A 16,933-nucleotide genomic window follows, 5' to 3' on the forward strand; every position below is an offset into this window, starting at 1 on the left:
ATGTCGCTGGGTTCCGGGTCTGCGCTTCGCTCCGCCCGGAATGACGAGAAGAATGATACGGCCAACAACAAAAAAACCCCGGACGTTTCCGTCCGGGGTTTTTCTTTACTCAGGTCTGAAGTGCGGCCTTAGTCGGCCTCGCCCTCAGCGGCGATTTCCTCGCCGGTTTCCTGGTTCACGACCTTCATGGAAAGTTTCACCTTACCCCGGTCGTCAAAGCCCATCAGCTTCACCCATACAAGGTCGCCTTCCTTGACGACGTCGTTCGGGTGATTGACGCGCTCGGCTTTCAGTTGCGAGACGTGAACGAGGCCGTCACGCGCGCCGAAGAAGTTCACAAAGGCGCCAAAGTCCATGACCTTGACCACCTTGCCCTGATAGACCGCGCCCTGCTCCGGCTCGGCCGTCAGGGAGTGGATCCAGTCACGGGCCGCCTTGATCGATGCGGCATCAGACGAGGCGATCTTGATCGTGCCATCGTCTTCCACATTCACCTTGGCGCCGGTCTTCTCCACGATCTCGCGGATCACCTTGCCGCCTGTGCCGATGACGTCCCGGATCTTGTCGACCGGGATTTTCATCTGCTCGATGCGCGGCGCGGTGTCGGCCAGCTCGCCGCGGGCACCGGTAAGCGCCTTGTTCATCTCGGCAAGGATATGGGCGCGCCCGGCATGAGCCTGACTAAGGGCGGTTTCCATGATCTCCTTGGTGATGCCGGCGATCTTGATGTCCATCTGCAGCGAGGTGATGCCAACTTCGGTACCGGCCACCTTGAAGTCCATGTCGCCGAGATGATCCTCATCACCGAGAATATCGGAGAGAACGGCGATGCCTTCCGGGTCCTTGATAAGGCCCATGGCGATACCCGAAACCGGACGCTTGATCGGCACACCGGCATCCATCAGCGCGAGGGATGAACCACACACCGTCGCCATCGAGGACGAACCATTGGACTCGGTGATCTCCGAGACCAGACGGATCGTGTAGGGGAAGTCTTCCGCGCTCGGCAGAACCGCGCGCATGGCCCGCCAGGCCAGCTTGCCGTGGCCGATTTCGCGGCGGCCCGGAGCCAGGCGGAACGAGGTTTCACCGACCGAATAGGGCGGGAAGTTATAGTGGAGCATGAAGCGCTCCTTATACATCCCCGTCAGATCGTCGATCATCTGCTCGTCTTCACCGGTGCCGAGCGTGGCAACGCACAGCGCCTGCGTTTCACCGCGGGTGAAGAGGGCCGACCCGTGCGTGCGCGGCAGTATGCCCGCTTCCGACACGATGGCGCGCACATCATCCAGCTTGCGGCCATCAATGCGCTTGCCGGTCTTGATGATGCCGCCACGCACAACAGACGCTTCCACGTCTTTGAGCACGCCTTTGAGCACCGCCGGATCAACACCGTCCGGATTGGCTTCCGACAGGGCGAGCTCAGCAACGGCCTTTTCCTTCGCGGCGCCAAGCGCAGCATAGCGCTCGGTCTTGTCCTTGATGGTGTAGGCCTTGGCGATGTCCTTGCCGACGAGCTTCTGGACCTTGGCTTCCAGCGCGGAATGGTCTTCCGGCACGAAGTCCCACGGCTCCTTGGCGGCTTTTTCAGCCAGGCGGATGATCATGTCGATCACGGGCTGGAAAGCCTCGTGGCCGGCCATCACCGCGCCGAGCATGACCTCTTCGGTCAGTTCTTTCGCTTCGGACTCGACCATCATCACGGCGTCGCCCGTACCGGCGACAACCAGATCGAGATCGGACTCTTTCATCTCGTCAATGGTCGGGTTGATGACATAGCCGCCATCCTTGTAACCCACGCGCGCAGCGCCGATGGGGCCAAGGAAAGGCAGGCCGGACAGCACCAGCGCCGCCGACGCGCCGACCATGGCCACGATATCGGGATCGTTTTCCATGTCGTGCGACAGGACGGTCAGCATGACCTGCGTGTCGTTCTTGAAGCCTTTGGGGAAGAGCGGGCGGATCGGCCGGTCGATGAGGCGCGAGGTCAGCGTCTCCTTGTCGGTCGGGCGGCCTTCGCGCTTGAAGAAGCCACCGGGGATTTTCCCGGCTGCGAAGTATTTTTCCTGGTAGTTCACGGTCAGCGGGAAGAAGTCGATCCCGTCCTTGACCTGTTTCATCGCCACGGCGGTCGCGAGCACACTTGTCTCGCCGTAAGTGACCAGAACCGATCCGGTTGCCTGGCGGGCCATACGGCCGGTTTCAATGGTGAGCTGGCGTCCAGCCCAGTCGATCGTCTCTTTTTGAATATTGAACATGTTCTCTCGTACGTACGGACAGGGCCGTGACCATCACGGCCCCTAAGGAAACGCCGGTCACCAGAGGTGACCGGCGTTGAAGGGAAGCAGAGCCTAGCGGCGCAGGCCCAGCTTTGCGATCAGGATCCGGTAACGCGGTTCGTCAATCCGGGCCAGATAGTCAAGAAGGCGGCGGCGCTGGGAGACGAGCTTGAGCAGGCCCCGGCGCGAGTGGTTGTCCTTCTTGTGAGTCTTGAAATGCTCGGTGAGGTTGGCGATGCGCTCGGAGAGCACGGCCACCTGAACCTCCGGCGAGCCGGTGTCGTTGGCCTCACGGGCATATTCCTTGATGAGCGCAGCTTTGCGCTCTGCAGTGATCGACATATCTGTCATCTCCTCAGTGCCGGTCATTTCCGGCCTTGCCAGGGCACCGTCCAGCAAGGTCGGCAGTCATGCGCGCAGCTTATGGACGCAAAGTGTGCCGATAGCAAGGCATGTAAGGCGAATACACGCTCACATGCGCGCGAGGATCAGGCGCCGGACGGCACAAATACGCGCCACGGTGACAGCTTGCCCGCCTGCAGGTCGCCAATGGCAACCGGCTCATCGCCGTCCATGGCCAGCACCGAGCGCGAACAGTCCCGGTCACCGATCATCCGCTCACAGCGCAAGGCCCGCAGCGCCTCCACCCGGCGGGGCGGCACCACAATGGCCCGGCCCTGCCTCAAATAGGCCACCTGATCGGGGGTTATATCCAGTACCGGCAAATCGCTGGCCGCGGCGTGGACCGGCTCCAGTGCTTGCGCCTCGCGGCCCTCAGCTTTTAGCGCATCGAGATCAGCCAGCGTGATGGCGTCCGCAATATCAAACGGCCCGACCGCCACCCGGCGCAGCGCGGCGACATGGCCCTCCACGCCCAGCGCCGCCGCAATGTCGCGCACCAGAGAGCGCACATAGGTGCCTTTGCCGCAATGCATTTCCAGAACGGCAAGGTCTGCAGTCGGTGTATCGAGCAGGGATACCTCATCAATGCGCACCGTGCGCGCTTCCAGCTCCACAATCTCGCCGGCACGCGCCAGATCATAGGCGCGCGCGCCATCGACGCGAATAGCCGAGAAGGCGGGCGGTATCTGGTCTATCTGGCCGACAAAGCGCGGCAGGACAGCCTCGATGGCCGCGCGCGCAGGGCGTACATCGCTTTTCGCTGTCTCTTCGCCTTCGGCGTCCAGCGTGTCGGTGGAGACACCCCAGCGGATTGTGAAGCGGTAGGTTTTCATCCCGTCCTGCGCGAACGGCACCGTCTTGGTGGCCTCACCCAGCGCAATCGGCAAAAGGCCCGTCGCCAGCGGATCGAGCGTGCCGGCATGCCCGGCCTTGCGGGCATCGAAAATACGCCGCACCGCAGACACGGCCTGCGTCGAGGTCATCTCGGCGGGCTTGTCCAGCAAGACCCAGCCATCGACCGGATCACCCTTTTTCCTGCGTGCCATTTGCGAACGTTCCAGATTTTGAGTGAAGTGCCCAGCGGGTTTCTCCCCCCGTTCACGGGGGGAGTGCCGCGAAGCGGCGAGGGGGGGGTATATTGAAAAGAGTTCCCCCCTCCGGCCTTTCGGCCGTTCGGCGCTCTGCGCCTTACCCCCCGTAAACGGGGGAGGAAAACGGAGGATGATGTCAGCCTGAATTCCTAATCCAGATCGCGTTTCACATGAGGGCGTGAGAGCACCTCGTCCACATGGGCGGCCTCCTCGAAGCGGTCATCGGCTTCAAAGCGCAGCTTGGGCGTAAAGCGCAGATCGATACGGCGGGCCAGCTCGCGCTGGAGATAGCCAGATGCGTGATCGAGCGCCTTTGCCAGCTTCACCCGGTCAGCCTGGCCCATGGCCGCGACGAACACGGTCGCATGGCGCAGATCGGGGCTCATGCGCGCCTCTGTGACAGTCACCGGCACACCGGCCACGGCCGGATCATGGATCGCGCCCTCGGCGATAATGTCGGCCAGCGCACGGCGGACAAGCTCACCGGCACGCAGCTGCCTCTGGGATTGGGCTTTCATGGAAATGTCCTTTCATGCCTGAGCAGGCGGGCGGCACGGCCGGGATTGAACCGGCCGCGCCAGATTGCCAGCTGGCGTCAGAAAAGCGCTGTAGCAGAGTGGCAGATCAGAGCTTGCGCTCGATCTCCTCCACCGTGAAGCACTCGATCTGGTCACCCTTTTGCAGGTCCTGATAGCCGACAAAGCCCATGCCGCACTCGGTACCGGCACGCACTTCATTGACCTCGTCCTTGAAGCGCTTGAGCGTGGAGAGCTCGCCTTCATGGATGACGGTGTCATTGCGCAGCAGGCGCACACCGCAGCCGCGGCGCACCACGCCCTCGGTCACGCGGCAACCGGCCACCTTGCCAAGCTTGGTGATGTTGAAGACTTCCAGAATCTCGGCGTAACCGATGAAGGTTTCGCGTTTCTCCGGTGCCAGAAGGCCTTCCAGCGTCTTCCTCACATCGTCGATCACGTCGTAGATGATCGAGTAATAACGGATCTCGACCTTTTCCTGCTCGGCCAGATCGCGCGCCTGCTTGTTGGCGCGCACATTGAAGGCAAAGATCGGGGCGCCGGAGGCTTTCGCCAGCTGCACATCGGCCTCTGACACACCGCCCGGAGCCGCATGGATGACGCGGGCGCGTACTTCCTCATTGCCCACCTTCTCCAGCGCGCCGGTCAGCGCCTCGGCAGAACCTTGCACATCCGCCTTGATGAGGACGGGCAGTTCCTGCACCTCGTTCTGCTGCAGGCGGGCCATCATCTGTTCCAGCGATGTGCCACCGCCGCCCGTACCGCCCGATTTGTCGCGGCGCTGACGCATGCGGTAATCGACGATCTCGCGGGCACGCGCTTCGCTTTCCACTACCGAGAAGGCTTCGCCCGGCTCCGGCGCGCCATCAAGGCCGAGAATCTCGGCTGGCAATGACGGACCGGCTTCGCTCATCTGCGCGCCGCGCTCATTGGTCAGCGCGCGCACCTTGCCCCATTGAACACCGGCGACAACGATGTCGGCGCGTTTCAGCGTGCCGCGCTTGACCAGAACAGTGGCGACCGGGCCGCGGCCCTTATCGATCTGGCTCTCGATCACGATGCCTTCGGCAGAGCGGTCCGGATTGGCTTTGAGCTCCAGCATTTCTGCCTGCAGCGAAATCGCGTCGGTCAGCTCATCAAGACCGATCTTCTTCAGCGCCGAGACCGGCACGAACTGGACGTCACCGCCCATGGATTCGGTCACGATCTCGTGCTGCAGCAGCTCGTTGAGCACCTTGTCCGGCGTCGCATCGGGCTTGTCGATCTTGTTGACCGCCACAATCATCGGCACGCCGGCCGCCTTGGCGTGATTGATGGCTTCCGCCGTCTGCGGCATCACGCCGTCATCAGCGGCCACCACCAGGATCACAATATCGGTGGCTTGTGCGCCGCGGGCGCGCATCGCCGAGAAGGCGGCGTGGCCAGGCGTATCCAGGAAGGTGATCTTCTCGCCGGATTTCAGCTGCACCTGATAGGCGCCGATATGCTGGGTAATGCCGCCCGCTTCCCCGCCTGCCACGTCGGTAGAGCGCAGGGCATCGAGAAGCGAGGTCTTGCCGTGGTCAACGTGGCCCATAATGGTCACAACCGGCGGGCGCGGCTGCTTTGTCTCTTCAGCATCTTCTGCAGAGATGAAGCCTTCCTCCACGTCCGCGTCCGACACGCGCTTCACGCGGTGGCCAAACTCTTCAACGATCAGCTCGGCATCATCGGCGTCAAGGAAGTCCACAGCGCGGACCATCTGGCCCTGCTTCATCAGGAATTTCACCACATCGGCGGCGCGTTCCGCCATCCGGTTGGCCAGTTCCTGCACGGTGATGCTTTCCGGCACGACAACGTCGCGCGCAACTTTCTCGCGCTCGGTGCCGCCTTGCGTGCGGCGCTGCTTCTCGCGTTCACGGGCGCGGCGCATCGAGGCGAGTGAGCGCTGGCGCCCCTCATCGTCCTCGACGAGATTCTGGATGGTCAGGCGGCCCTTGTGGCGGCGCTCACCAGCATCCTTGGACCGTGACGGCGCAGCCTTGGCAGCCGGAGCCAGCTTCTTCTTGGCGCGGCCCTCATCATCCTCAACGTCACCGCCGCGTGCCTCGTCCTTGGCGCGGGCGTCCTTGTCGACGACCTTGCGCTGGGGCTTGGCCGTGTCGGGATCGACGGGAACAGGAATGTCAGCGGGATCAGGCGCTGCGGCCCGTTCGGCCTCGGCCTTCTTGCGGGCTTCGGCCTCCTTGCGGGCCTCTTCCTCGCGCCGGCGCTGGTCTTCGAGAGCCTTGCGGTCCTCTTCGGCCTTGCGGGCGTGCTCGGCCTCTTCAGCCTTCTTCTTCGCGTCGCGCTCTTCGGCCTCGGCCCGCGCACGCGCAATCGCCCGCTGGCGGCGGATCAGCTCTTCCTCGGAAAGCCCGAGCTGCTTGGCCTTGGCGGCCAGCGCTGCACGCGCCTTGTCAGCGTCGCTGGCAGCAGGCTTGCCAGCCGATGTACCGGCATCCTTGCCCGCAGGCGCACCTGAAGCGCCTGGAGCAATCCGCTTGCGTTTCTTCTCGACCACAACCGCCTTGGAGCGGCCGCGCGCAAAGCTCTGCTGCACGGTACCCGATCCGGTACGGGCGCCGAGGGTGAGGGGCTTGCGGCCCGAAGGATTGCGTTCGTCAGCGTCGCTCATAAACGTCTTTCATCGCGGCTCTGCATAAAAGGCCTGTCGAAGCACTGCGCCGCAGCAATGCTTACTGCCCTGTCCATCCGGCTCTGGCCAAAGGTCCGCTAAACTAGCGGTCCTGCCTGCCGTTTCAACTCTCTCGTGCCGGGCCGTCCGGCGTTTGCGGGCCTGTGGCCCTGAAACCGGCCAGCTTGCCCATCAACACTCCGAACGCCGCAGCCTCCGGTCCCGGTGACAGCACAAGATGCACCACACCGGAGCGCCCAAGCGCCGCGCCAAGTTCCCCGGCGCTGAAACACATCGCCACAGGAACACCCGGCGCTGCGCCATGCGCCAGCTGGTCCAGCTTGCGCCGCCCGTCCGCCGCGCCGTCACTGGCCTCGATGCGCCAGGCCGGCGGCAGCGATGCGGTGATGGCACCTCTGGAGCCATCATACCCCATTGCGAGCCGTCCTGCTCGCCTTGCGAGACCTAAAATTGACAGTGCCCGTGCGGCAAGCTGTCTTTCGATCTCGTCAGCAAGCCCCTCAGGCACCGTTACCGGCCCCTCGAAAGCCCGCTGAAAGGCCTTGCGCCTTATGGCGGTGGCAACCGCCTCCCGGCTGGCGCTGATCCAGGCCCCGCGTCCGGGCAGCTTGGCCGCAATATCCGGCACCACCATCCCGTCAGGACTGGCCGCCACACGGATCAGGCTGGCCTCGTGAGCGGTCTCACCGCTCGCGATGCAGCGCCGTGTCCGGGGCGTCTTCACGCGGGTTTCCCGTGCGCCGCGGCTCACTTGTCTTCGTCTTCCTCCGCCGTCTCAGCTTCCTCACCCGCATTGATGAGGGTTTCAAGATCCACGCCGAGGCGCTCGGCTTCCGCTTCCAGGGCGGCAAGGTCGAACTCGCCATCCTCGGCGAGCGCTTCCTCGACGGCCTCCTCAACGGCGTCCGCCTCTGCGTCCGCTTCGGCTTCTTCCGGTTCTTCGGCCGGCAGATCCTCTTCGGAAATCCACCCCGCCGCCACACGGGCCTTCATGATGAGGCGTTCAGCGTCGGCGGCCTCGATGTCAAAGCCATCAAGAATGCCCGGCTCACGCACGCGCTCGCCATCGCGGGTCTCGTACCAGCCACGCAGATCGTCCGGTGTCATGCCAGCCAGATCGTCGACCGTGAACACCTCGTTCTCGCCGAACTTCACCGCCATCGGCAGGGTGACGCCGTCAATCTCCAGAAGCGCGTCGTCCACGCCCAGCTCCTTGCGGCGCGCATCCTGCTCGGTAGCCCGCTTGTCGAGGAATTCGCGCGCGCGGGTCTGGATCTCTTCGGCCGTTTCGTCATCAAAGCCTTCAATGACGGCGATTTCGTCCAGCTCGACAAAGGCGAGGTCTTCCACATCGGTGAAGCCCTCTGTTGCCAGAAGCTGGGCAATGACCTCGTCCACATCAAGGGCTTCGATGAAGAGGGCCGTGCGCTCGGTGAACTCTTTCTGGCGGCGCTCGCTCTCTTCAACCTCGGTCAGAATGTCGATCGACCAGCCGGTCAGCTGGCTGGCAAGGCGCACATTCTGGCCCCGGCGGCCAATGGCCAGCGACAGCTGGTCATCAGGCACCACCACCTCGATGCGCTGGCTTTCCTCGTCCAGCACCACCTTGGCGACTTCCGCCGGCTGCAGCGCGTTGACGATGAAGGTCGCGGGATCCGGATTCCACGGAATGATGTCGATCTTCTCGCCCGCCAGCTCGTTGACGACCGCCTGCACGCGGCTGCCGCGCATGCCGACGCACGCGCCCACAGGGTCGATGGAGCTGTCATTGGAAATGACGGCGATCTTGGCGCGGCTGCCCGGATCACGCGCCACGCGGGGAATTTCGATAATGCCTTCATAGACTTCTGGCACTTCCTGCGCGAACAGGGCGGCCATGAAGTCCGGGTGTGCGCGCGACAGGAATATCTGCGGCCCGCGCACTTCGGTGCGCACATCGTAGATATAGGCGCGCACGCGGTCATTGGGCTGCAGCGCCTCGCGCGGGATCGCGTCATTGCGGCGGATAATGCCTTCGGCCTTGCCCAGATCGATAATCGCATTGCCGTATTCGACGCGCTTGACGATGCCGTTGATGATCTCGCCGATGCGGTCCTTGTACTCTTCGTACTGACGCTCGCGTTCGGCCTCGCGCACTTTCTGCGTGATCACCTGCTTGGCGGTCTGCGAAGCGACGCGGCCAAACTCGATCGGCGGCAGCTCTTCCTCGAACACGGTGCCAATCTCGGCATTCGGGTCCATTTTCTTAGCTTCTTCCAGGCTGATTTCCTGGGAGTCGTTCTCGACTTCCTCAACCACTGTGGTGTGGCGGGTCAGCTTCATCTCGCCGGTCTTGGGATGGATCGAGCAGCGTATGTCCAGCTCGCTGCCATAGCGCGAGCGGGCGGCTTTCTGGATCGCCTCCTCGATGGCGGCGAGCACCAGCGGCTCGTCAATCATCTTTTCCTGCGCAACCGCGCGGGCAATCTGCAGAAGTTCCAGCCTGTTGGCGCTGACCCCGATGGCCATGATGAGTATCCTGTTATCTGTTGGTCTTTGAGGTTTTGTCGGTTTGGGTATCGTCAGTCACGGTTTCGGCCCCGTCCGTCCAGACCGGGGCTTCCCCGCCGCGCCCTTTCAGGGACTCGGCAATCAGCGCATCGGTCAGCACAAGGCGGGCCTCGGCAATCCATTCAAACGGCAGCATGGCCGTCTCTTCCTCGCCCTCGAGGTCGATCAGCACGTTTTCGCCCTCGATCCCGGCCAGAAGCCCGCGGAACCGCTTGCGGTTCTCCACGAGCCGGTCGAGCTCGATCTTGGCTTCAAACCCGTCCCAGCGTTCAAAATGGGCGAGCATGGTCAGCGGGCGGTCAATGCCGGGCGAGGAGACTTCCAGCACATATTCGCCGGAAATCGGATCGTTCGTTTCAAACACTTCGGACAGGGCGCGCGACAGCTTCGCGCAATCTTCCACATCCATCGTGCCATCGGCCTTTTCCGCCATGATCTGCACGGTCTGGCGCTTGCCCGACAACACGCGGATGCGCACGATCTCATAGCCCATCGCGTCAGCGACCGGGTCCGCGAGCGCGGCAATGATCTCGTCCTGGCGGTTGCGTGTTCTCAAAGAGGGCTCCGAAGCGGCAAACTGGCCAAAAAAGGCAATGAAAAAGGCGGCCCCCGATGAGAGCCGCCCGATAGTGCCATCCGGCACATCGAACCTGATGAGCGCGCTTATACGCCTGTGGCGCGTCAAATGCAATGGGGATGGGCGGCTCCCCTTGACCCCTGCCCCGGCGTATGGCGCATTTGCCGCCATGGCCCTTCGTGTCTTTGCCGCCCTTCCCATACCTGACGAGATCGCCGAGCGGGTAAGCCCGCTTCTCAAAGGCGTGCCCGGCGCCAAATGGCGCCCGGAGGAGAACTTCCACATCACCCTCGCCTTCTATGGCGAGTGGCCAGAGGACAGAATCGCAGAGCTGGATCACGAGCTGTCCCTCATACGCATCGCGCCCTTTGACTTGCGCCTGAAAGGCACCGGCCATTTCGGCAAAGCCAGCCCCACCCAGCTCTGGCTGGGTGTGGAGGGCGGCGAACCGCTCGAACGCCTTGCCCGTCAGTGTCACCGCGCCGGGGTGAAGGCCGGGATGGACATGGAAAAGCGCAATTACACGCCGCACCTGACGGTCGCCTATCTCAACATGGCCGAGATTGTGAGGGTGCAGAGATTTGAAGAGCGGCTGAATCTGTGGGCGTCCGAACCCTTCCTGGCCGACCGCTTCCACCTCTATTCCAGCCATCAACGCGGGCGCGGCCCCAATGCCTACGAAATCGAGGCGGAATACCCGCTGGAGTCGTGAGGCTGGCAACACGCTGATCGTTTCGCCATGATGGCGCCTCAAGGAGGCGGGCATGAGTCTGACGGACAAGGAACGGGCAGTCTTGGCCAAAGCAGGTTTCAGCGCTGGTGTGATCCGGGCAGCGGACGATGAGGCCGGCAGATTTGTTTCCCTTCACATACGGCGGCTGTTCGCCAGCTTCTGGTTTCAAACCGGGGCCAGCATGGTTGTCGTGCTTGCAACCGCGCTGTTCGGCGCGCGTGCTTCAAACGGGTTCTTCGGTGCAGTCACAACCGGGCTGATAGTCGTCTTCCCCCTGCTGCTGGTTGTGACCATGTCGTGGCTGTCCGCCCGCCAGCTGCATCATGAGAGTCCGGAACGATGGGCGGCGCGCCAACTGGTCTTGCGCGTAGCCGGAGGCGGGGAAGGGGCACTCGAGAAACTGAAGCGCATGACCGCGCGGGCAGAAATGGCCAGCAGCACGCATGGCGCGCTGCGCCTGATCGCTGAAGGCGAGAAAAAGCCCCGTCAATCTGGCAAGCCGGACTGGACGGCACGCGCCATCATTGCCGGGCTGATCGTGGTGCCGATCCTGCTTGTCGTTGCTGTTCCGGCTATCCTCTCGCGTTTCGGCTCCTAACCCGCCAGCCTCTCCAGCGCCTTGCGCCAGCTATCGGGCAGGGAAACCGGGCGGCGGGTTTTACGGTCGACATAGACATGGGTGAAATGGCCCTCGGCGATGGCCTCCTCCCCGCCCTCGTGGAAAATCGCGATCTCGTAGCGCACCGAGGAATTGCCCAGCCGCCCCACGCGTATCCCCGCCTCCAGCCGGTCGGGGAAGGCCGCCGGCGCGTGATAGCGGCAGCCGGTTTCGACCACGAGGCCGATGGGATCGCCAGCGGCAATGTCCAGCAATCCTGCCTTCACCAGCCAGCGGTTCACCGCCGTATCGAAATAGGCGTAATAGGTGACATTGTTGATGTGGCCGTAGACATCATTATCCGCCCAGCGCGTCTCGATGCGCTCAAACGCCGCGTAATCGGGCCGCCGCGCAGGCGGTTCCCGCCCGCTCACAGGATTTCCTCATACATGGCAACGATGTCGCCATAGGCCATGGGCCGGGGATTATTGGGCAATAGCCGGTCATTGGCCGCCACATCCTCGGCCATGGCCGGAATATCATTATGGCTGATGCCCAGCTGTGACAGGCGGCGTTCAATTCCCACCGCATCGGCGATCCGCTCCATCTCCGAGATCAGCCCGGCAGAGCTGGCCTGCAAGCCGATATGGCCGGCAATCTCAGCATAGAGATTCTCCGCGGCGCTGGCATTGAAGCGCAAGACCGGTGGCAGCACGACCGAGTTGGAAAGCCCGTGCGGCACGTGGAACATGCCGCCCAGCGGATAGGCCATGGCATGCACCCCGCCGACGGGCGAGTTGGAGAATGCCTGCCCCGCCAGCATGGCGCCGAGCAGCATGCCGGCCCTTGCCTCGCGGTCTGATCCGTCCTTGCACACCCGCTCCAGATTGGCGTGGAGCATTTTCAGGGCCGCCAGCGCCAGCGCATCGGAAACCGGGTTCTTGAAACGCTTGCCGGTAAAGGCCTCGATGGCGTGGACCATGGCATCAATGCCGGTCGCCGCCGTGATATGCTTGGGAAGGCCTAGCGTCAGATCCGCGTCGAGCACCGCCATGTCGCCATAAAGCGGCGCAGCGGCAATACCGCGCTTGGATGTGGCGCCCGTCGTGATGACGGCGACGCTGGTCACCTCCGAGCCGGTACCGGCCGTGGTGGGGATGAGGATAAGCGGCAGGCGCGGCCCCTTCACACGGTCCATGCCATACATGTCGGAAAGCGGCTGGTCGGAGCCGAGCAGCAGGGCGACCACCTTGGCAGTGTCCATCGGACTGCCGCCGCCAAAGCCGATCACAGCCTCGGCCCCGAATTCGCGCCCCTCGGCCACGGCCTCTTCGATCACGCTCTCAGGCGGGTCGGCCACCACCTTGTCATACACATGGACCTGAAAACCGTCCGCTTTCAGCCCTTCCAGAGCGCCCTTGAGAAGGCCCAGCCCCATCACACCCTTGTCGGTGACGACCAGCAGGCGTCTGGCGCCTTTCAAGGCGGGAGCCGCATGGCGCGCCAGCTCGGATGCCGCGCCGGGCGCGGACACGATGTGGGGAACAGTTCTGAACTGGAATGGAGTCATGGCGCGGCCTTGATGCTGAACGGTGCGAGTTCAGCAAGGCTGGCCGCTTGAGCCGTCCAGTTCAAGCAGAACGTGAAGTACGCCTGACTGGCTTAAGCCACACCGATCCGCGGCGGACCGCCATGAGCGGCTTCCGACGGGCCGAAGGCACGGTCCAGAAGATGGGTGGAGTCCTGCGCCAGCTCGATCGCTGCCGACAAATGCTCCAGTATCTTCATGTTATTGCCCATCACGTGCAGGGCTTCGGGCCGCGTGTCCTCGGAGATTTTCGTCGAACGCGTCAGCACTTCGGCGCGAAGCTGGATGAGAATATCCTCCAGCTTGCGTCCGCCAGGATTGGTTTCGGATACGAGAAAGCGGGTCATGTCTGCCGCCTCCTTTCTTGTTTCAACGGAACCGACTATGCCATCGAGGAGTCTTTTTTGTGTAAACGGCGAAGGAGCTGAAAAATGGCCCCGCAAAAAATTGGTGCTGATGCCGCCCTGAAGCAGGTGGACGGCTGGACGAAGGCACAAGGATCGCGCGACGCCATCACACGCACGGTGAAATTCGATGATTTCAACGCGGCGTTCGGCTTCATGACGCGCGTCGCCCTGAAAGCCGACAAAATGGACCATCACCCCGAATGGTTCAATGTTTACAACAAGGTGGAAATCGTTCTGACGACGCATGATTGCGACGGGGTCAGCGCGCTGGACGTCGAGATGGCCAGATTCATCAATGAAGCCGCTTCCGCCTGAGCCGGGCTTTGGTTAAACTCCCGTTAACCATGCCGGGACGGGGCCAGACGGCCCCGTTGTCACAACAGGGCATGGGCAATCGAAGGGAGATGTATTCATGCTGACCATGCTTGCTGCCAGCCTTGCGCTCTTTGGCGCGGACGATCATGGCGCGTCTGTTGATGCGCTGCTTGAACATGCGCTTCAGGTCCAGTCCGACAGCGTCACCTACACGGTGATGCTGAACGAGGACGGCACCTATTCCAGCGATGTCGGCATTTCCGGCACCTGGGAGGTTCAGGGCGGCGAACTGTGTACCAGCCGCGCGAGCGGCGAGACCAACTGCCAGCCCATTCAGGAGGGCTTGAGCCTCGGTGATAGCTGGGAAGGCGAGAATACCGCCGGTGAGACGGTCACCTTCACCATCGTGCCACGCGGCTGACAGGCGCCACAGGGCACGGGCCTATGGCTCGTGCAGCGCCATCGAACGGATAAGGACCTCGGCGCCACGTGCGCCGAGCGTCCTGTCGGTCGATTGCTGCAACAGGCGTGTGATACGGACGAAGTCGGGCACATCGCCTGCCCGGTAGCCAAGCCCGCCATAGCTGGTCAGCGCCGTGACATAGCCATCGCGCAGGCGGAGCGTGCTGGCACGCGCGTGTTCGCGCAGGGCCTCGTCGGGAATATTCAGCGAGAACTGGACCTCCAGCACACCGCCCATATAGGCACCGGCCCGCACCGAGGCCGAAACCGGCTCCATGCGCACATAGCTTGACGATGTGGACAGCACCCGGTCTGAGGCAGACGGGGCAGCGTCCTCAGCCGGTGGCGGCGGACCGGCGAGCGCAAGGGCGGCAGCTGCCAGAAGGGTCGTGAACAGGGTTTCCATGACAGGCATACTAGCCCGTCATGCGTAAACAAGCGGTTGGCGAGGCGTCGCTAGAAATCGGCGCTGAGGCGAGACAGTTCCGGATCAAGGCTGACCGCCTGGCGGTAATAATCGCGCGCGGAGGCGGTTTCACCGCTGGCCCGGCTGGCATAGGCCAGCGAGACAAGGATATTGGCATTATCCGGCGCACCCTCATGGGCCAGCACCAACGCATGGGCCGCTGAACGGTGCATGCCCAGCGCCGTCATCACCATGCCCTGCTCATAACGCCGCCATGGCGTGTCTTCTGCGGCGATCGCCTGGTCTATATGCGACAGGGCTTCACGGTTACGCCCGGCCAGGCGCGCATGGGATAATTGTCCGCCCGCAGCGCTGGCGCTGACCGGCTGAGCCCATAGATCAGGAATAGTCCGGGAAATGGTGGAGCCGAGCGGGATCGAACCGCTGACCTCGTCATTGCGAACGACGCGCTCTCCCAACTGAGCTACGGCCCCACTTCTCGAAGAGGTCAGGGAGGTAGTGCCCGGCCCCGTATCTTGTCAAGCACATGATGGAGCCGCATCGAAATTCGCTGGCCGTCCGCTTGACGCCCGTCCCCGCGCATAGATAGTGCCCTGAAAACAGGGGGAGGCTTGGCGCGCATGGGCTCCATGACGCATTCGCTATCGACGCACGGCTTCATGCCCCACGGCATGTGCTATCTGTGGGAGCCGTCCATTCTGTGGACCCATGTGCTCTCCGACGCGCTTATCGCACTGGCCTATTTCTCCATTCCCGCCGCGCTGGCCATATTCTCGATACGCCGCCCGGACCTTGTATACCGGCCCGTCATGTGGCTGTTCGTGGCCTTCATCCTGCTGTGCGGCATGACACACCTGTTCTCGATCTGGACGGTGTGGAACCCGCATTATCAGGTTCAAGGCCTGCTAAAGGCCGCCACAGCGGCGGTCTCGCTGGCGACCGCCATAGCACTATGGCCGCTATTGCCGCGGGCGCTCGCCTTGCCATCAACCAAGCAGCTGCAGCGCTCCAATCAGGCGCTGCAGGCCGAGATCGGCCGGCGCGACGAGGCTGAAGCCCGTCTGATGGCGATAACCGGCCAGCTGGAGCATCGCGTCCGCCAGCGCACGCGCGACCTTGAACGGGCCAATACGGCGCTGCGCCAGTTTGCCGCCGCCGCTGCCCACGACCTGCAGGCACCCTTGCGGCACATCCAGATATTCTCACAACTCCTAGAGAACGAGGAAGCTGACACGATGAGCGCAGACGGCCAGAAATATCTGGCCAAGGTGCGCGAAGGCGCACTGCGCGCGCAGACGCTGATTGGTGTCCTGCAGGAATATGCCCAGCTGGTGAACCGCCCCCCCCAGTCCCAGACACTGGAACTGTCGCGCGTCTTCACGGGCGTGATGTCGGCGCTGGAGGATGAGATCGAGGCAAGCGGCGCAACGCTGGATATTGCGGACCTGCCAGAAATCGAGGGCGACCCAGTGCTTCTGACCCAGCTTTTTCAGAACCTCGTTTCCAACGCGATTAAATACCGTTCCGCCCTGGCGCCGGTGATCACTGTGCGCGCATCGCAGGGCGAAGACGGCATGGTCGCGATTTCCATAGCAGACAACGGAATCGGCATTGATCCGGCCCATGCCGAGACGATTTTCCAGATGATGAGGCGGCTGCATGACGATACCCGCTATCCGGGCATGGGGGTGGGTCTGGCCTTCTGCCGGGAGATTGTTGAAAGCCATGGCGGCGAGATTTGGCTGGACGAAACCCACCTTGACGGCGCACGCTTCTGCCTGACCCTGCCATCACCCGGCGCAACGCCCGCCAGCGGGGTCACCCAGTAAGCCAGGGAGCCCACAGGGCCCGGGGAGGAAAAAATGGCGAAAACAATCCGCCTCCTGCTTGTCGAGGATGATGAAAGCGACGCCTTTCTGACCAAGCGCGCCTTTGCCGAGATGAAAGGCGCCAATCTCATGCATGTGCCCGGCGGGCAGGCTGCGCTGGATGCGCTGCGCTCCAGCCGGTTTGACGCCTTGCTTCTCGACCTCAACATGCCCGGCCTGTCCGGCCATGAGGTGATCGAGGCCCTGCGCGAGCGCGAGGACCCTGAGCTGGTCCCGATCATCGTATTCTCGTCCTCAAGCCAGCCGGGCGATATTGACAGGGCCTACGAAGCCGGGGCGAACGCCTATGTCCGCAAGCCCGACAGCCTGGGAGGCTATCAGCAGGTAGCCGACGCGGTGTGCCGCTTCTGGCGCGACCATGCAGAGATGCCCGGCCGGCACTGACGGCGCTCTTGCGCGGCA

19 protein-coding genes and 1 tRNA gene are annotated in these 16,933 nt (G+C 63.2%); 6 read left to right on the forward strand and 14 right to left on the reverse strand.

Features of this window, described 5'->3' with window-relative positions:
* Positions 1 to 128: 128 nt before the first annotated feature.
* The 8 genes from pnp to rimP all read right to left on the reverse strand — a co-directional run bounded on the left by pnp (position 129) and on the right by rimP (position 10,130).
* Positions 129 to 2,258 (reverse strand): polyribonucleotide nucleotidyltransferase, encoded by a 2,130-nt coding sequence (pnp, locus tag X907_RS14075; protein WP_127569079.1) that lies wholly within the window; start codon positions 2,256 to 2,258, stop codon positions 129 to 131.
* Between the two features lie 93 nt (positions 2,259 to 2,351).
* Positions 2,352 to 2,621, reverse strand: coding sequence for a 30S ribosomal protein S15 (rpsO, locus tag X907_RS14080; RefSeq protein ID WP_127569081.1), 270 nt, complete (start codon positions 2,619 to 2,621; stop codon positions 2,352 to 2,354).
* Between the two features lie 146 nt (positions 2,622 to 2,767).
* A complete protein-coding gene (gene truB, locus X907_RS14085; RefSeq protein ID WP_127569083.1) occupies positions 2,768 to 3,727 on the reverse strand; it encodes a tRNA pseudouridine(55) synthase TruB in 960 nt (319 codons plus the stop codon).
* A 194-nt stretch (positions 3,728 to 3,921) separates the two neighbouring features.
* A complete protein-coding gene (gene rbfA, locus X907_RS14090) occupies positions 3,922 to 4,290 on the reverse strand; it encodes a 30S ribosome-binding factor RbfA (protein WP_127569085.1) in 369 nt (122 codons plus the stop codon).
* Positions 4,291 to 4,396: 106 nt separating this feature from the next.
* Positions 4,397 to 6,964, reverse strand: a complete 2,568-nt coding sequence (gene infB, locus X907_RS14095) for a translation initiation factor IF-2 (RefSeq protein ID WP_127569087.1) — start codon at positions 6,962 to 6,964, stop codon at positions 4,397 to 4,399.
* 124 nt (positions 6,965 to 7,088) lie between these two features.
* On the reverse strand, positions 7,089 to 7,709 hold the full coding sequence (locus tag X907_RS14100) for an RNA-binding protein (protein WP_233352413.1): 621 nt from the start codon (positions 7,707 to 7,709) through the stop codon (positions 7,089 to 7,091).
* A 23-nt stretch (positions 7,710 to 7,732) separates the two neighbouring features.
* Positions 7,733 to 9,493 (reverse strand): transcription termination factor NusA, encoded by a 1,761-nt coding sequence (gene nusA / locus X907_RS14105; RefSeq protein ID WP_127569091.1) that lies wholly within the window; start codon positions 9,491 to 9,493, stop codon positions 7,733 to 7,735.
* Positions 9,494 to 9,506: 13 nt separating this feature from the next.
* On the reverse strand, positions 9,507 to 10,130 hold the full coding sequence (gene rimP / locus X907_RS14110) for a ribosome maturation factor RimP (RefSeq protein WP_373870271.1): 624 nt from the start codon (positions 10,128 to 10,130) through the stop codon (positions 9,507 to 9,509).
* A gap of 151 nt (positions 10,131 to 10,281) precedes the next feature.
* Here rimP and thpR point away from each other — a divergent pair, with 151 nt between their 5' ends.
* On the forward strand, positions 10,282 to 10,824 hold the full coding sequence (gene thpR / locus X907_RS14115) for an RNA 2',3'-cyclic phosphodiesterase (RefSeq protein ID WP_170175581.1): 543 nt from the start codon (positions 10,282 to 10,284) through the stop codon (positions 10,822 to 10,824).
* 52 nt (positions 10,825 to 10,876) lie between these two features.
* Positions 10,877 to 11,443 (forward strand): hypothetical protein, encoded by a 567-nt coding sequence (locus X907_RS14120; RefSeq protein WP_127569097.1) that lies wholly within the window; start codon positions 10,877 to 10,879, stop codon positions 11,441 to 11,443.
* Here X907_RS14120 and X907_RS14125 read toward each other — a convergent pair.
* The 3 genes from X907_RS14125 to X907_RS14135 form a co-directional block, all read right to left on the reverse strand.
* Positions 11,440 to 11,877: an acyl-CoA thioesterase gene (locus X907_RS14125; RefSeq protein ID WP_127569099.1), complete on the reverse strand. Its 438-nt coding sequence runs from the start codon at positions 11,875 to 11,877 to the stop codon at positions 11,440 to 11,442. The genes X907_RS14120 and X907_RS14125 overlap by 4 nt on opposite strands.
* Positions 11,874 to 13,013, reverse strand: a complete 1,140-nt coding sequence (locus X907_RS14130) for an iron-containing alcohol dehydrogenase (protein WP_127569102.1) — start codon at positions 13,011 to 13,013, stop codon at positions 11,874 to 11,876. Before X907_RS14130 ends, X907_RS14125 begins: the two co-directional genes overlap by 4 nt.
* 92 nt (positions 13,014 to 13,105) lie before the next feature.
* Complete coding sequence (locus X907_RS14135; protein WP_127569104.1) at positions 13,106 to 13,378, reverse strand: histidine kinase; 273 nt, start codon at positions 13,376 to 13,378, stop codon at positions 13,106 to 13,108.
* 84 nt (positions 13,379 to 13,462) lie between these two features.
* Between X907_RS14135 and X907_RS14140 the strand changes: the two genes are divergently transcribed.
* Both X907_RS14140 and X907_RS14145 read left to right on the forward strand, forming a co-directional pair.
* On the forward strand, positions 13,463 to 13,753 hold the full coding sequence (locus X907_RS14140) for a 4a-hydroxytetrahydrobiopterin dehydratase (RefSeq protein WP_127569106.1): 291 nt from the start codon (positions 13,463 to 13,465) through the stop codon (positions 13,751 to 13,753).
* Positions 13,754 to 13,850: 97 nt separating this feature from the next.
* The gene (locus X907_RS14145; RefSeq protein WP_127569108.1) at positions 13,851 to 14,174 is read left to right on the forward strand and encodes a hypothetical protein; all 324 of its coding nucleotides are present in this window, start codon (positions 13,851 to 13,853) and stop codon (positions 14,172 to 14,174) included.
* Between the two features lie 21 nt (positions 14,175 to 14,195).
* Here the strand turns inward: X907_RS14145 and X907_RS14150 are convergent, their stop codons facing one another.
* From X907_RS14150 to X907_RS14160, 3 genes are all read right to left on the reverse strand, one after another.
* Positions 14,196 to 14,630 carry a hypothetical protein gene (locus X907_RS14150; protein WP_127569110.1) on the reverse strand — a complete coding sequence of 145 codons (435 nt, stop codon included), beginning with the start codon at positions 14,628 to 14,630 and terminating at the stop codon, positions 14,196 to 14,198.
* A gap of 41 nt (positions 14,631 to 14,671) precedes the next feature.
* Positions 14,672 to 14,869, reverse strand: a complete 198-nt coding sequence (locus X907_RS14155) for a tetratricopeptide repeat protein (RefSeq protein ID WP_127569112.1) — start codon at positions 14,867 to 14,869, stop codon at positions 14,672 to 14,674.
* A 170-nt stretch (positions 14,870 to 15,039) separates the two neighbouring features.
* Positions 15,040 to 15,115, reverse strand: a tRNA-Ala gene (locus X907_RS14160).
* A gap of 147 nt (positions 15,116 to 15,262) precedes the next feature.
* Here X907_RS14160 and X907_RS14165 point away from each other — a divergent pair.
* On the forward strand, positions 15,263 to 16,471 hold the full coding sequence (locus tag X907_RS14165) for a sensor histidine kinase (RefSeq protein ID WP_127569114.1): 1,209 nt from the start codon (positions 15,263 to 15,265) through the stop codon (positions 16,469 to 16,471).
* 33 nt (positions 16,472 to 16,504) lie between these two features.
* Entirely contained in the window at positions 16,505 to 16,915 is a 411-nt protein-coding gene (locus X907_RS14170) for a response regulator (protein WP_127569116.1), read from the forward strand.
* Positions 16,916 to 16,933 lie beyond the last annotated feature (18 nt).

It is taken from the genome of Glycocaulis alkaliphilus (assembly GCF_004000605.1).
Classification (GTDB): Bacteria; Pseudomonadota; Alphaproteobacteria; order Caulobacterales; family Maricaulaceae; genus Glycocaulis; species Glycocaulis alkaliphilus.